Origin of the sequence: Aeromonas sp. ASNIH4, assembly GCF_002934425.1 — a bacterium.
Taxonomy (GTDB): domain Bacteria; phylum Pseudomonadota; class Gammaproteobacteria; order Enterobacterales; family Aeromonadaceae; genus Aeromonas; species Aeromonas hydrophila.
In genome coordinates, this window is record NZ_CP026217.1 from 545,001 (window position 1) to 557,123 (window position 12,123).

Genomic DNA, 12,123 nt, shown 5'->3' on the forward strand with positions numbered 1-12,123 from the left:
TGGAGCAGTTGGGAGTCGCAGTGACCAGATGGCTGGGACTGTTTATCAAAAACACAGCACTCTGCAAACACGAAAGTGGACGTATAGGGTGTGACACCTGCCCGGTGCCGGAAGGTTAATTGATGGGGTTAGCGCAAGCGAAGCTCTTGATCGAAGCCCCGGTAAACGGCGGCCGTAACTATAACGGTCCTAAGGTAGCGAAATTCCTTGTCGGGTAAGTTCCGACCTGCACGAATGGTGTAACCATGGCCATGCTGTCTCCACCCGAGACTCAGTGAAATCGAATTCGCCGTGAAGATGCGGTGTACCCGCGGCTAGACGGAAAGACCCCGTGAACCTTTACTACAGCTTGGCACTGAACATTGAACCTACATGTGTAGGATAGGTGGGAGGCTTTGAAGGCGTGACGCCAGTTGCGCTGGAGCCGTCCTTGAAATACCACCCTTGTATGTTTGATGTTCTAACGCAGGCCCATGAATCTGGGTCGCGGACAGTGCCTGGTGGGTAGTTTGACTGGGGCGGTCTCCTCCCAAAGAGTAACGGAGGAGCACGAAGGTTGGCTAATCCTGGTCGGACATCAGGAGGTTAGTGCAATGGCATAAGCCAGCTTAACTGCGAGACGGACAGGTCGAGCAGGTACGAAAGTAGGTCATAGTGATCCGGTGGTTCTGAATGGAAGGGCCATCGCTCAACGGATAAAAGGTACTCCGGGGATAACAGGCTGATACCGCCCAAGAGTTCATATCGACGGCGGTGTTTGGCACCTCGATGTCGGCTCATCACATCCTGGGGCTGAAGTCGGTCCCAAGGGTATGGCTGTTCGCCATTTAAAGTGGTACGCGAGCTGGGTTCAGAACGTCGTGAGACAGTTCGGTCCCTATCTGCCGTGGGCGTTGGATGATTGAAGGGAGTTGCTCCTAGTACGAGAGGACCGGAGTGAACGAACCTCTGGTGTTCGGGTTGTCACGCCAGTGGCACTGCCCGGTAGCTAAGTTCGGAATCGATAACCGCTGAAAGCATCTAAGCGGGAAGCGAGCCCTGAGATGAGTCATCCCTGACCCCTTGAGGGTCCTAAAGGGCCGTTGGAGACCACAACGTTGATAGGTGGGGTGTGTAAGCGCGGCGACGTGTTGAGCTAACCCATACTAATTACCCGTGAGGCTTAACCATACAACACCCAAGAAGTGTTCTAAGGCTTGTAGCAGATACCGAGAACGAACAACAAAATCAGCTTTCTTAGATTGAAGAATTTGCCTGGCGGCCATAGCGCCGTGGAACCACCTGAACCCATGCCGAACTCAGAAGTGAAACGCGGTAGCGCCGATGGTAGTGTGGCATTCGCCATGCGAGAGTAGGACACTGCCAGGCACCTAACACGAGAAACCCCGCTCATTTGAGCGGGGTTTTTTATTGCCTGAAATTCAGCGTGTTGCTGTCTTGGTGTCAGCTCTAATTATTGCTCCCCCTTTGTTGTGAATGCTTCAGTACCGCTGGATTGGTGTTGTTGAACACTCGATATCTCGCTGTTCATCTACTCATATTCAAATCTCACCATTCCCTCCAGCCACTGGATCTGAGCGCTTGTAGCGCTTGGGCTGTGCAGCTATTCCATTCGTCGATGATCACTATTGCTGCTGCGGGGGATGACAAGGAAGGCTGGATCCATAGACTGTCTCTTTCAGGCATAAGGAGCTGTGTATGTTGGGGATCCATGATCTGGCGTTGTTTGTCGTATCCGGTCTGCTGTTGAACATGATGCCGGGACCGGACTCCCTGCTCATCATGTTGCGCAGCGGTTCACAAGGCTGGCGGGCCGGCTCGGTGGCGGCGCTGGGAATAGGGACGGGCACCATGGTGCATGTGTTGGCGGCGGCGCTGGGACTGTCGGCTCTGCTGAGTGCTTCGGCCGAGCTGTTCACTGTCATCAAGTTGATAGGAGCGCTCTACCTGGTCTATCTGGGAGGATCGCTCCTGTGGCAAGGGGCTGACTCACCGGCTGTTTGCGAGCCTGCCGTGCGGCTGCCTGTGCTCTCCTACGGCCGGATCTTCCGGCAAGGGTTGCTGACCAATGTGCTCAACCCCAAGGTAGCCCTGTTCTTCCTCGCCTTTGTTCCCCAGTTTATCGCTCCCGATGCACCGCAGAAGGCGCTGGCCTTCATCGTGCTGGGTTGCATCTTCAATTTCAACGGCATGATCTGGTGCCATCTGCTGGCCTTCTCGACCGCCTATGCGAGCCGTAGGGTGGCCTTGCCTGGCTGGTTGGGCCGCTGGCTCAATCGCCTGATGGGAGGCTTGTTCGTGGGGCTTGGCATCAAGCTGGCCGTGGAGTGAGAGGGTAAACGCCGGGCATAGAAAAAGGCGTATCCCATTGCTGGGATACGCCTTCGTCTGCACTGCAGCAGGCTGACTGAAATCAGTTCATGCCGTATTATCGCACTACCTGTCTAATGCTGTTTTATGTTGTCTGTGAATTGTTCATATCTGATTGATTTATATCATTTAACTTTCCATTCTTGTCTAAAGCCATCTTAGGGGATATAAGACAGGTGTGGGTTCAGGTGTGGGTTCAGGTGTGGGTTCAAAATGGCAATCTCAGATTCAAAACTCAAGGCAATGCTACGTGGTCACGATGATGATACGCCCAGAAAGGTTGCAGACAGGGATGGGCTATCTGTTCTGTGGAGGAATAGCGGAAAAGTCAGCTTCGTGTACCGCTATCGAATTTTAGGCAAGGCAAAAAACCTAACTCTGGGCTCCTATACCGGCCAGGAGGGGGGGCTGTCGCTTTCCGAAGCAAGGAAAAAGGCGGCGCAATGTCGAGCTTGGTTGGAAGAGGGCAATGATCCCGCTTTGATGACGCGGATCGGGAAAGACGAAAGGCTGAAGCCTGTCACGGTTAAAGATGCACTCGAGTATTGGCTCTGCCATCACGCTGATAAGAAAAGGTCCAACAGTGAGAAGCATCGCCAGCAATTTGCTAAGTGGGTCTATCCCCGTATCGGAGATCTTCCTTTGTCAGATTGTGATACTCGTCACTGGTTAAGCGTCTTTGACGAGTACTCGAAGGTAGCACCTGTGGCTAGTGGGTATTGTTTCCAAAACTGTAAGCATGCTCTGAAGTTTTGCCGTGTCAGACAGTTTGCAGTGAGTAATGCGTTGGATGACTTGACTGTTGCTGATGTTGGGCAAAAAGCGAGTAAGCGAGATAGGGTTCTGACGCTAGAAGAACTGCGAACACTATGGGAGTGGGCTGAGAAGCTCGGTCCATATTGCTACTACGGAAATTTGGCCAAGATTCTGTTGTCGTTCGGTGCCAGAACTCAAGAAGCTCGGCTATCAGCACCCGAAGAATGGAATCTAGTCGAAGGTACATGGACAGTACCTGCGTCCAACTCAAAAACAGGTAATAAAATCGTGAGACCAATACCTGATTTTATTCGGCCGACGATAGATCTCTTGCTGAAAGCAGCCGCCGCACAGTCATCCTCATACTTGCTAGGGGAGCTCAAGCGACCAGAAGCGGTAAGTCAGTGGGGAAGGGGGATTTGGAAACGGATTGGGCATAGCGCCCCTTGGACATGGCACGATCTGCGAAGGAGCTTAGCGACCCGTCTTAACGAGGCTGGGATTGCCCCCCATGTCGTGGAGCAAATATTAGGTCATGCTCTGCCAGGTGTGATGGCTCACTATGTTCACACGGTTCGGTTACCGGAACAAAAAATGGCTTTGGAGCTGTGGGGAGGGATTTTAAAGCCATCACTAAAACAGGAAGATAATATCGTGCATCTAAAAGTGAGGTAGGGGAGCAACTGCACTTTTCATCAGTTAGATTCGTTTTGCAAGCTATGCGTCAGGAGGTTACACCAAGTGTAACCTCCATTTATTTTTTACCCATTCCGCACCGCTGAGGCCATTTTGCTAAACCAGTGCTCCGACAGCTTCTGAGCCTGCTTGACCTCGGGTTTGGTCATCATGGCCTCCAGTTCATCGCGGGCTTGCACGGCTTCTGGCATCCCCTCTGTTGCCGCCAGTGACAACCAGGCATAGGCATGTATCCAGTTACGTGGAGCACCCAAGCCTTCTTCCTCTCGCAGTGTTCCCATTCGGTATTGCGCCATGCGGTCACCTTGTTGCGCCGCCAGGCGATACTGCTTGAGAGCCAGCGCGTAATCCTCTTTGCCACCCAGCCCCAAACGAAGCATTTCACCGAAGGTGTACTGCGCGGCAATGTGTCCTTGTTGGGCGGCCTTGGCATAGCTGGCTCTGGCCTGCTCCAGTTCACCTTGCTCCTGCTGTAACTCCGCCAGTGCGAACAACGCGTGGGTTACGCCACCGTCAGCTGCCTTCTCTAACCAGTAGACCTGCTGCTTCTGGTCTACCTGCTGCAAGCTCAGTTGGTACTCTGCTTCGTGGGAACCATGACCAGCAGCAAGCTCCAGCCAGTAACGTCCCAAGGCAGGATCTGTGGGAACCTGTTTCCCTGCCAGATAAGCCTTACCTAGCCAGAGTTCAGCTTCGGCAGAGCCCGCATTGGCTGCTCGTTGATAGGCCGCGAAAGCAATGGCGGGGGGGGGCCTGTTTGGCTTGCAGTAACGAAGCTTCCGGTTGCTGCTGGGCAGCAGCCTTGTCATTCCAGCCTTGGGCGAGATCTGGGCGTTTAGCAACCCCTTTACCTTGCGCATATCGCTCACCCAGCAGGTACTGGGCATCACGGTTACCCAGTTCTGCCGCCTTCTCGAGCCACTTGATGGCATCAGTATCTGCGCCCGGTTGTTTACCGTACCACTTGGCCAGGATCAACTGAGCTTCGGCATGATCCCGCTTGGCAGCTTGCTCGAACCAGTCGAGACATTCACTCACCAACTTGCCTTCATGCTGATCTTGGCACATAAGGCCCAGCCGATAGCTGGCATTGATGTTGCCAAGGCGAGCCGAGCGCTGCCACCACTGTGTAGCGAGCGCCGGATTTTTGGGCTCACCGAGCCCAGCCTGATACCAGTCACCTACTTGTCACGCGGCGCTGGCACGGATCTGCTGATCGGCGGCCAAAGGGCCCGACTGCTCTGCCGCTTGCTGCATCCAGTGCATGGCGTTGGGGTAATCAGGTTGCTTGGCTAGGCGCTTGGCCAGCTCATATTTAGCTCGGCCATCCCCCTGCTTTGCTGCTTGGGATAGCTCGGCGTCAGTGAGTGACGTAGTGGAAGTACAGGCTGCAAGTATGCTGGTCGCCAGCACTAGCCATAAGGCACGGTATCGCACACTGCTGGATGAACACTTCCGTATCAAGGGGAGAACGACCTGGTATGAGTCGGTAGAACAGATGCAGACAGACCTGGATAGCTACCTGGAACACTACAACACCCAGCGGCCACATCAGGGCAGGATGATGGAGGGTCAGACCCCCTACAGCATGTTCAAGAAGGGTCTGAAATTGATACCGAAGGAAGTGCGCACTAAAGTAGCGTAAACAAGACACCGGTTTGAGGCCGGTGTCAGGTGATAACTAAATAACCGTTCCGAAATGTAGATCACTTATCCGGGAAAGAAGGGAACTCGGCGTCGTTTGTGCGATCTGATTAATCGCCAAACCAATCAAACGACAAACGAGCCGAGCCCGAAATGATACTAACACTCCCCGACCATGATGAGCGACGCCGGATCATCAACAAGATGCACCGGACCAAAGATAAAGATCTCTGCCGGAGGCTCAACGCCATCTTGCTCCTTGCTGACGGGCACAGTGTCTCGGCTGTTTCTCGGCTCACAGCCGCCGCCCGGTCATCGATCAATCGCTGGGTGAACTGGTACCCCATCAGCGGCATCATTCAGCTCGATGATGTCTACTGGGGTGGCGAGCGCCGTGGTGGCAAACGGGGTCGGGGCGCGGCAGGCAAGACGCCGTTTGTGGCAGCAGTGGCCCTGAACAAGGAAGGACATCCAATCAAGATGCGGATGACGGTGGTCGATGGTTTCAAAACCAAGTCCGTTGCTGATTGGGCAAAACGGCATATTGCCAGTGGTAGCGCGGTGATATCCGATGGATTGGCCTGTTTCAAAGCGGTCAAGGAGGCCAATTGTGAGCACCTGGGTGTTGTCACCGGGGGCAACCTGGACTGGCTGGATCATCCGGCATTCAACTGGGTAAACACGATGATAGGAAATGTGAAAAACTCGCTGCGGGGCAGTTGCCATACGCTCGGAGCGAAACATTTACCAAGGCATCTTGCGGAATACTGCTTCCGGTTTAATCATCGTTTTGACCTCAAGAGCATGTTGGTTGAATTGGGGCATGCAGTCGTGGCAAGCCCTCCGATGCCATATCGGCTCTTGACGCTGGCTGAGGGTCATGGGTAATCAGGTAAAAATAAGGTCGAAGCCGCCTATCATCGCACTGACTTGCTGGTTCAGCGTCGGCCCATGATGGATGCTTGGGCGGAGTTTGTTACGGGGTCTTCAGTGGATAAATAAGAGGGTGGCCTATTAGGCCACCTATATTTAGTGTGAATATTGTCGCTGATATTCTTGATCGATCATATCTTCTACAACCTGATAGATCCGGCGGTTTGAATCCTTTGCAATCCTCTTTAGCATTTCTTTCCGTTCTTCGGAAAGTGGAATGCTCATAGACTTACGATTTTCTGAGTTGATGCGATTTTTTTGCACAGTTCCACTCTTTCTTATCGAGGCCATTAATATGGTGCGATGATCTATCGATAACAGATCGTAAAGCGTAATCATAGCTTGTTTTGCTTTGTCATTTTTATTTACCCCTGATAAATCAAGCCAAGCAGGAGCTGTGAATGCAAGGTAAGTTTTGAATGTATAATTCCAAGCCCACTCTGCCATCCCCTCATTTTTTATTAACCAATCCTCCATCTTGGATTTATTTTTAATTTCACCCCAAACGTTTACAAAATACTGAAGTTGCCGCTCTTTATCTTGTCGAGAGACCATCCATAGATCAAAGAAATAAATTATACACTCCCTCTTTTCTCGGCTATTAGTTAAGTGAACTGGCAATTTAAGATCAAAGTAGACGCTCTCATTCAGACCAAGCGAAGGCAATACATCAACCATCAGTTTGTTTTTATCATCAATAATAAGTGATTGATTGCATCGAAGGATGCCATCTCTCCTGCCTTTAGTGGCGACTCGCAGATAGGACCAAACAAAATTGCATAACCGTTCATTATCAGGATCAATCCAATCAAAGTTTTTCGTGCCCAGACAATGTTCATTGAACATATCCAGCATCAGTTTTTTTACTGTATTTTCTTCTTCAAACTCCTCCTGATAAGGAGATATACCAATATTATCTAATTCTTTTGCCAATAGCCTTCTTTCTTCTCTTTCATTTATATCAGCAACAACATCACTTATAAACAATTCCAGCCTATTTGCCTGTTCTTCAATATTTGGCACTGAAATTTCTCTGCGGCGCCGATTATCGTCATAAAAAAACAAATGATAGAGAAAGGTGATTTCTCTTTCTTCCTTTTTGGGATGCCATGTCACTTTTGCCATTTGAACCTCGCCGTAAATCAAGCCTGCATTTTAGCTCTGTAAGAGTCTCAACCTGAGAGAACCACATCATGAGGAAGGGGAACTCAGTCCTCTGAAATAAAGATTACTATGTAGATTTTACGCTAAAGAGAGGCGATTTTTCGTTGATTTAGGATAGAAAAGTAGATTGTTTTATGTTGATTTCAGGCTGATTTTATGCTCATGAAAAAACTTGGGTGTCACAACAACCTTGCCTCAGAGAGGTCCGGCTCCCTTTTTTGCGCGCCGAGCTCGTTCGACCAAAAGACGAGCCACCCTCCTTGCTCCTGTTATCGGAAAGCCAACCAAGTATCTGAGTTCGTATAGGCTTACAGATACATTGACGTTTTGATGCTGCTATATAGGCTTATTACTGCCTCTGTAAGCCTATTTTACAAGATGCCTCTGTTGAAATCTGTTTTTTTTAACTGGCCCGCCCTTCTGATGAAACAACCCACCACATCATCAGGAGCACACCATGAACAACACCATCAAAGTCCTGCGCACCAAAGACCTCATCGCCAAGATTGGCATGGCACGTTCTACCATATACGACTGGCTTGATCCAAAGTCACCTCGCCATGACAACACCTTTCCCAAACCGTTCAAGATTGGCAAATCTTCCATCGGCTGGTTTGAGCATGATGTGGACAGTTGGCTCATCCTTCGGAGTCAGTCCTAAGCCAATATATTTTTCACAGCAATTAGGCTCCTTAACTTCCTGTCATCATACGAACCACTTTACTGCTAATGAGACAGTAAAATAGGCTATCTCTTCTTATATTTACTTTTCACTGTCAGCCACCCTTCATGGTAAGTATAGAGTTTAGGTTTATATATTATTTAATACCATTTATTACCATGCACACTAAGTACGCTACGCATCACCACTCAACGCCATGGATACCCCAGCATCCTATTGCTACACCCGCATACCACTACACCCGTATATATAACCACATTCCACTATGAGCAACCATACCCGCTTATACGCGTGTGTCTATCACACCGCGTAGGGGTAACGCTGCCTAAGCGAGACCATCATGTTTAATACCGTTAGACTCTTGGATATCCTGACCCTATCACGCAAACTCCAGCATACGACTTTCCCAGTCGTCATCGTGGCATATACTCCTATCCGCGAGCTGCATATAGATTTAGATTATTCGAATGGACCATTATCGACTTGCCTCTTTAACGTATTGGATACCGTGTGTGATTATTTCTACTGTCACACCGAGATATCATCAGCCCACCCTACCATCGAGCTATTCCTGACTTATATGCGAGCAGTACCAAGGCTACACCTCGCCAAGATGGTTTCTCTCAATAGTCAGACTGCTCATAGACTGGCAGATGCTATCAATAACGCCTTGGAAGCCTTCCTAAGCGAGTTAAAGAGTCAGTCGCACCGTAAGCGTCTCAATAACCTTCGACGCGTTGAGAAACGCAATCAGCGCAGCATAGCGACCTATATCAACAGCCTATTCGCTCAACATGCAAAGCTATTATTCATTCGTTTGGATATTGGGTATCGCGAGGCCCACTATCATCGATTAACCGTGGATAACACCTCCGATAACCTGCGTCATTACCTGAGCGTAATACAACGACGATTCAAACACCTTGTGGGATATATCTGGAAGATAGAATATGGTGCCGACCGGCGTTTCCATTTTCACCTCACCTTTATCTTCAACGGGGCTGAGCATCAGCAGGATATCTCATTGGGGCGATTGCTGGGGGAGCAGTGGGAGACCATCACCGATGGGCAGGGGAACTATTACAACTGCAATAGCAGGCGAGTCCAGTACCAAGAATGGGGGACCGATGGGATTGGTATGGTGCATTACGCAGATACCGGCAAACAGGATCTACTACTGAGTGCTCTTGGTTATCTGACCAAACCCGATGAGCAGATATTGGCTACCCTCCCAGCAGGTCGCCGAACCTTTGGTCGCATGGAGATCTCGGTAGCCCGTCCTCGCGGGGGGAGGCCACGGAGCGTGAGCTATGGAACTGGGGCTATTCAGTTGGCCAACTGATACAGCCCTCAAGGAATCTTGGATTCAGATTGCACTGAGAATGGTGGGAATGTGATGTTTCGCACCCTATAACTGCATGATATTCAATAATCTGGAAGTGATCGCCGACGGAGATAGTTGGGCGACTTTAAAAATGGTTAATAACAATGGAGGTTACATGTTCCTAAACGCTGAACGGAAAAAAGCACTGCAAGACCTTGAAACTGCTGAAACGCGCTGCAAAGCCTACGTTGTGCTGGCCCAGCGAGAGATCACTGCTCTCTATGAGTGGCGCGCCAAATGCAGTAAAGAGTTGATCACTCGAGTTGAGAGTTATATCAACAGAATGAAGAATACCCCCATCGAATTCGATAAATCATTTGCAGAATTCAAAGCTGAAATCGTTGAGTTTGATGACGTCGTCGAAAAGCTTGAGATGGAATATAACAAATCACATGTTGGTAAGGGTACTGCCGCTGTTGGGATTGCTGCAGGTGCTGGCTTCGCAGCTTTTGCACCCACAGCTGCTTTGGCCGTAGCAACTACATTTGGTACAGCATCTACAGGGACTGCTATCGCAACGCTAAGTGGTGCAGCGGCAACTAACGCGGCCCTGGCTTGGTTGGGAGGTGGCGCCCTTGCTGCAGGTGGTGGTGGCATGTCTGCTGGCGGAGCATTGCTGGCACTTGCTGGGCCACTGGGGTGGGGAATAGGTGCGGCTGGCATAGCTGGCGGCGCGTTACTAGCTCGTAACAAAAACAGCAAGATTATTGAAGATACTCGAAGCGAAGAGCGCAAACTACTTGCTCAATGTAGTGAGCTCAATGTTGTCCAGACCACCGTTAAAAAAATGGTTTCGCTTACCTCCGAGCATTATCACGGTACGGAAAGCATTATCGACGTGCTAAGCAAGACTGCGCCTCACGACTACAAAGACTTTGCCCCTGGCCAAAAGCAACAACTTGCCTCACTGATCAATCACATCAACTCGCTGTCTCAGCTAATCAACAAAAAGGTTAAGTAATGGTAGTGAAGCATGCTGAACCAGTGAAGGATCAAGTCACAGGAATTGTTGTTGATCAGCTTAATCAAATGAATCAACAAGCCATGAATATCCAACTTGACGCACAGCACATTGCCTTTGAGGTGGCCACTGAGCAGATGCAGAAGGTGCGGGATTTCATTGCCAATCCCAGTGGCATTCTTGGCTCGATGTCCACTAAGCATGGTGAAATTGCCGAGCAGGTCGAGGTAGGTGTGCGCAATGCTCGCCAAGCTATTGAGGAACGACTGCAAGACGAGTCATTGCTTAAAGCTACGTTCGAGGGGGTGGGTCGCACCGCCCCTGTGGACTACATGATCGATAACGTTGCTGTGCAGTCGAAATTCATAAACGGTGCCAAAGACAATCTCGATCATGTCCTCAGACACCTCGACAAGTACCCAGAATTTGGCCGCAAGGATGAGATTTATCACATACCAAAAGACCACTGGAAAACCATTCGTGATGTTCTGGATGGTAAGCCAGTTGATAACTTAAATGAAAAATCTATCAGGGCAATCCAAGAAAAAGTCGCGGCCATGGAGCAGGCCACTGGACGCTCGTTTGATGACCTAGTCCGCCCTGGAATATCCGATTATCGTGACGTGCAACTAGGGCGGATTGATGACACGCTGGATAAGTATGATCAGGAACTTGCGGATCAAAATCAGGAAAAGAAAACCGAGATTGTTGATGACCACCGGCCATCACTCCAGGGAGCTGCGAATGCTGCAATGATGGGAGCCGCAGTAGCTGGCGCAGTGACTTTGGGTACAGGGATCTACAAGAAATACCGTGAAGGAAGGAACATATTCAAAGGTGAGCTCACAAAGAACGATTGGCAAGAGCTTGGTATGGATACGGCCAATGGTGCTCTAATCGGAGGAGTGTCTGCGGGAGCAATCTACACGCTGACAAACTTTGCCGGTATGGGAGCTCCTTTTGCCAGCGCTCTGGTCACAGCGGCCAAAGGTGTTGGAAGTCTCACCCTGTCACTACAAAGGGGGGAAATTGATATAGAGCAGTTCACCGATCTGGGCATGATTGTGTGTGCAGAAGCAGCTGTTGTTGGCGCCATGACTGTAGCTGGCCAAACAGTCATCCCGATCCCAGTGCTCGGCGCTCTCATCGGTTCAATCTCAGGAAAGATGCTGGTCACTGTTGCCAAAGGTATGAGCGACAAAATGATCGCTGAAATGAATCACAAAAAAGAAGCCTTTATTAAACGGCTAAGCGAGATTGAACAACAGGCTTTGGCACGCATTATGGCTGAGTTTGACGCGCTGGGTGATTTGACAAAGGCCGCATTCAATATACAGACCAACCAACAACTCCTGCTGGCTAGCGTCGAACTGGCCAGAGCTTATGGAGTCAATGAAGCACTCATCATTGCAAGTGAGGACGAGCTCGATAGCTTCATGAATGCCTAACTAATGGGCCACCAAGAAGAGTGGCCCTATTTATTACCGTGAGGTAAGTGCCAGTTGGCTGGCAATCCAATCGTGAATCTGGCCT

8 protein-coding genes, 2 rRNA genes and 2 pseudogenes (1 of these 12 cut by a window edge) are annotated in these 12,123 nt (G+C 50.2%); 10 read left to right on the forward strand and 2 right to left on the reverse strand.

Going from position 1 to position 12,123, the window contains the following annotated elements; genetic code table 11:
• From C2U40_RS02540 to C2U40_RS02555, 4 genes are all read left to right on the forward strand, one after another.
• Positions 1 to 1,170 (forward strand): 23S ribosomal RNA (locus tag C2U40_RS02540) (it extends 1,719 nt beyond the left edge of the window).
• A gap of 83 nt (positions 1,171 to 1,253) precedes the next feature.
• Positions 1,254 to 1,368, forward strand: a 5S ribosomal RNA gene (gene rrf, locus C2U40_RS02545).
• Between the two features lie 330 nt (positions 1,369 to 1,698).
• On the forward strand, positions 1,699 to 2,331 hold the full coding sequence (locus C2U40_RS02550) for a LysE family translocator (protein WP_103829274.1): 633 nt from the start codon (positions 1,699 to 1,701) through the stop codon (positions 2,329 to 2,331).
• A 252-nt stretch (positions 2,332 to 2,583) separates the two neighbouring features.
• Complete coding sequence (locus C2U40_RS02555) at positions 2,584 to 3,801, forward strand: tyrosine-type recombinase/integrase (RefSeq protein WP_103829275.1); 1,218 nt, start codon at positions 2,584 to 2,586, stop codon at positions 3,799 to 3,801.
• An 86-nt stretch (positions 3,802 to 3,887) separates the two neighbouring features.
• Here C2U40_RS02555 and C2U40_RS02560 read toward each other — a convergent pair.
• A pseudogene (locus C2U40_RS02560) lies at positions 3,888 to 5,259 on the reverse strand (tetratricopeptide repeat protein).
• Between C2U40_RS02560 and C2U40_RS02565 the strand changes: the two are divergent.
• Positions 5,252 to 5,467 (forward strand): annotated as a pseudogene (locus C2U40_RS02565) (integrase core domain-containing protein); the annotation flags it as partial. The pseudogenes C2U40_RS02560 and C2U40_RS02565 overlap by 8 nt on opposite strands.
• 152 nt (positions 5,468 to 5,619) lie before the next feature.
• A complete protein-coding gene (locus C2U40_RS02575; RefSeq protein WP_146054414.1) occupies positions 5,620 to 6,354 on the forward strand; it encodes an IS1595 family transposase in 735 nt (244 codons plus the stop codon).
• Between the two features lie 141 nt (positions 6,355 to 6,495).
• Here C2U40_RS02575 and C2U40_RS02585 read toward each other — a convergent pair whose 3' ends face one another.
• Positions 6,496 to 7,524, reverse strand: coding sequence for a hypothetical protein (locus tag C2U40_RS02585; protein ID WP_146054415.1), 1,029 nt, complete (start codon positions 7,522 to 7,524; stop codon positions 6,496 to 6,498).
• Positions 7,525 to 8,020: 496 nt separating this feature from the next.
• Here C2U40_RS02585 and C2U40_RS02590 point away from each other — a divergent pair, with 496 nt between their 5' ends.
• The 4 genes from C2U40_RS02590 (at position 8,021) to C2U40_RS02605 (ending at position 12,038) form a co-directional block, all read left to right on the forward strand.
• Positions 8,021 to 8,224 (forward strand): helix-turn-helix transcriptional regulator, encoded by a 204-nt coding sequence (locus tag C2U40_RS02590; RefSeq protein WP_103829277.1) that lies wholly within the window; start codon positions 8,021 to 8,023, stop codon positions 8,222 to 8,224.
• Between the two features lie 361 nt (positions 8,225 to 8,585).
• A complete protein-coding gene (locus C2U40_RS02595; RefSeq protein ID WP_181014974.1) occupies positions 8,586 to 9,587 on the forward strand; it encodes a YagK/YfjJ domain-containing protein in 1,002 nt (333 codons plus the stop codon).
• Positions 9,588 to 9,663: 76 nt separating this feature from the next.
• Positions 9,664 to 10,590 (forward strand): hypothetical protein, encoded by a 927-nt coding sequence (locus C2U40_RS02600; protein WP_199773234.1) that lies wholly within the window; start codon positions 9,664 to 9,666, stop codon positions 10,588 to 10,590.
• Entirely contained in the window at positions 10,590 to 12,038 is a 1,449-nt protein-coding gene (locus C2U40_RS02605) for a hypothetical protein (RefSeq protein ID WP_103829278.1), read from the forward strand. The genes C2U40_RS02600 and C2U40_RS02605 overlap by 1 nt, the downstream gene beginning before the upstream one ends.
• Positions 12,039 to 12,123: the final 85 nt, after the last annotated feature.

What these genes read in the sequence shown, in the direction of transcription:
- C2U40_RS02550 (WP_103829274.1), top strand. Translation starts at nt 1,699, where the DNA reads ATGTTGGGGATCCATGATCTGGCGTTGTTTGTCGTATCCGGTCTGCTG.
- C2U40_RS02555 (WP_103829275.1), top strand. Translation starts at nt 2,584, where the DNA reads ATGGCAATCTCAGATTCAAAACTCAAGGCAATGCTACGTGGTCACGAT.
- C2U40_RS02575 (WP_146054414.1), top strand. Translation starts at nt 5,620, where the DNA reads ATGATACTAACACTCCCCGACCATGATGAGCGACGCCGGATCATCAAC.
- C2U40_RS02585 (WP_146054415.1), bottom strand. Translation starts at nt 7,524, where the DNA reads ATGGCAAAAGTGACATGGCATCCCAAAAAGGAAGAAAGAGAAATCACC.
- C2U40_RS02590 (WP_103829277.1), top strand. Translation starts at nt 8,021, where the DNA reads ATGAACAACACCATCAAAGTCCTGCGCACCAAAGACCTCATCGCCAAG.
- C2U40_RS02595 (WP_181014974.1), top strand. Translation starts at nt 8,586, where the DNA reads ATGTTTAATACCGTTAGACTCTTGGATATCCTGACCCTATCACGCAAA.
- C2U40_RS02600 (WP_199773234.1), top strand. Translation starts at nt 9,664, where the DNA reads ATGATATTCAATAATCTGGAAGTGATCGCCGACGGAGATAGTTGGGCG.
- C2U40_RS02605 (WP_103829278.1), top strand. Translation starts at nt 10,590, where the DNA reads ATGGTAGTGAAGCATGCTGAACCAGTGAAGGATCAAGTCACAGGAATT.